The organism is Streptomyces carpinensis, from assembly GCF_002154505.1.
GTDB lineage: Bacteria > Actinomycetota > Actinomycetes > Streptomycetales > Streptomycetaceae > Streptomyces > Streptomyces carpinensis.
On the sequence record NZ_MUBM01000717.1, the window covers coordinates 1 to 1823 of the forward strand.

Below are 1823 nucleotides of genomic sequence, written 5' to 3' on the forward strand. Positions count from 1 at the left end.
AGTTTCATAGGGTTTCGGTGGTCATAGCGTGAGGGAAACGCCCGGTTACATTCCGAACCCGGAAGCTAAGCCTTACAGCGCCGATGGTACTGCAGGGGGGACCCTGTGGGAGAGTAGGACACCGCCGAACAATTCTTCAGAAAAGGCCCACGCCGAAAAGGCGTGGGCCTTTTCGTTTTCCTGCACTACGGTGGCCCCATGAGCAGCACCGAGAGCGATGAGAAGTACCTGGTCCGCGCCATACGCGCCGAGGAGTGGCCGGCAGTGAAGGCGTTGCGGCTCCTCGCCCTGCAGGACCCGGTCGCCCACCTCGCGTTCCTGGAGACGTACGACGAAGCCCAGGCAAGACCGGATTCCTTCTGGCAGGAACGGTCGGCAGGGGCCTGCGTGGGCGCGACCGGCGCGCAGCAGTTCGTCGCGGAGGGCCCGGACGGCCAGTGGGTCGGGACCGTCACCATGCTTCTGGAGCAGGCCGGCACGACGGACTGGGCCGGGTTCCCCGTCGATCGGCGGCAGGGGCACCTCGTCGGTGTGTACGTACGCCCGGAGCACCGCGGATGCGGGCTGACCGAGGTGCTGTTCGACGAGGCGCTGCAATGGGCCTGGCAGAGCGGTGCGGAGCGGGTACGGCTGATCGTGCACGAGGACAACGGGCGGGCCCAGCGCTTCTACCGCAGGGTCGGCTTCCTCCCCAGTGGGCGAACCGTGCCGTTGACCACCGACCCCGGCCAGCTCGAGCTGGAGTACGTCCTCGAGCGCCCCTGAGGGGCCTGGGCGGCCCGCGGTGGGCGCCGAGTAGCCCGCGTGGGTCAGGCCGGGAGCTCGTCGTGCGGCCAGCGGGCGCGGCCCTGTTCCCGGGAGCGCAGCAGCGCCAGGGTGGGCATGCCACGCCCGGCTCCGCCGGTCAGGAGCTCGGGAAGCTGGGGAAGCGGGGCGACGGCGGCCACGTCGTCCAGGACGAGCGTGAGTGGTGGGTCGAGCCGACCGGAGGATGACCGTTCGGCCATGCGCCGGCCGCGCTCGACCACGCTTGCGGCGAGTGCCGTCAGAAGCGGCATCGCGCCCGGGTTGGTGCGAGGATCCTCGATGGATTCCCCCACCACATAAAGCGTTCCCCCTTCGTTCACGAAGGAATCCAAGGCGAGCGCATCAGTTCGGTTTGGTGTGCACGCTTCCCGGACGTTCACCATGACCAGCGAGGCCAGAGCGCGGCCGGTCAACTCCAGGGCGATGTCGCGACGTTCCGGGTGCGAGGTGAGCGCGGCCTCCAGTTCACCGGCCGATCCGGATGCCGCCTTGGGGTTTGTGCGGAGGGACCGTACGGCCTCCTGGAGCTGGGTGCCCTGGGACCAGCGGTGGACGTGGCGGACGGTGCGGCCGTCGATGGCCGCGGCGTGCAGATAGCTGCGCAGCAGTGTGCGCGCGGTGTCGGTGACCGCCTGGTCGATTCTGGCCGTCGGGCGGACGGGGGCGAGGAAGGCGTCCGCTCTCGCCACGGCCGTCTCCTTGTCCTCGCAACCGCTGACGGGGGACCAGTGCAGGCGGGCCGGTGTGTCGCAGAGGTGGCCGGGGTCGTAGAGGAGGACCGGGCCGAGCTTGGCCCTGGAGTCCTTGGTCTCCTGCCAGAGGGCCGGGTTGGAGGTGACGACGAGGGCGGGGCCGTCCGCGTCGCGGATTGCCTGGGCGGCGGTCGCCAGCCGGTCCTCTCGCGGTGCCACGAACAGCGCGGTCCGTGGGCGCTCCGTGAACGGCGGTGCGTGGGTTGGGGGCACGGGCTCCGGCTGCCGCTCTTCGGGTTCCGGGGCCGTCCTCTGCGGGGGAAC

2 protein-coding genes and 1 rRNA gene are annotated in these 1823 nt (G+C 70.2%); 2 read left to right on the forward strand and 1 reads right to left on the reverse strand.

The window, feature by feature from the left end; all coding sequences use genetic code 11:
- Nucleotides 1-13 precede the first annotated feature (13 nt).
- Nucleotides 14-130 (forward strand): 5S ribosomal RNA (rrf, locus tag BZY54_RS48250).
- A 68-nt stretch (nt 131-198) separates the two neighbouring features.
- Nucleotides 199-765 (forward strand): GNAT family N-acetyltransferase, encoded by a 567-nt coding sequence (locus BZY54_RS48255; RefSeq protein ID WP_086731562.1) that lies wholly within the window; start codon nt 199-201, stop codon nt 763-765.
- A gap of 44 nt (nt 766-809) precedes the next feature.
- Here the strand turns inward: BZY54_RS48255 and BZY54_RS48260 are convergent.
- Nucleotides 810-1823 (reverse strand): type IV secretory system conjugative DNA transfer family protein (locus BZY54_RS48260; RefSeq protein WP_244217719.1); only part of this gene is annotated, 1014 nt, incomplete at its 5' end.

Excerpts from the sequence above, each read along its gene's own strand:
- BZY54_RS48255 (WP_086731562.1), top strand. The coding sequence starts at position 199 with ATGAGCAGCACCGAGAGCGATGAGAAGTACCTGGTCCGCGCCATACGC.